At 68.4% G+C, this 234-nt stretch carries 1 protein-coding gene; it reads right to left on the reverse strand.

From position 1 onward, the window contains the following. On the reverse strand, window positions 1-234 hold a 234-nt coding region (locus tag CVH10_RS24605), incomplete at both ends, for a sodium/proton-translocating pyrophosphatase (protein WP_181244771.1).

The following is a 234-nucleotide window of genomic DNA, read 5'->3' on the forward strand; positions in this document are numbered from 1 at the left end:
GGCCAGCGGATAGAGCAGCATCGTCTCGAGCACGTTGCGCCCGGCCACATCGGTCTGCCCGGAGAAGAAGATCGCCGCGAGCACCATGGTGGCGACCACCGTCACCGCGTAGGTCTCGAACAGGTCCGCCGCCATGCCGGCGCAATCGCCAACGTTGTCGCCGACGTTGTAGGCGATGGTGGCGGGATTGCGCGGATCGTCCTCCGGGATCCCGGCCTCGACCGTGCCGCCGAG

It is taken from the genome of Halomonas sp. ND22Bw (genome assembly GCF_003011945.1).
GTDB classification, from domain to species: domain Bacteria; phylum Pseudomonadota; class Gammaproteobacteria; order Pseudomonadales; family Halomonadaceae; genus Halomonas; species Halomonas halophila.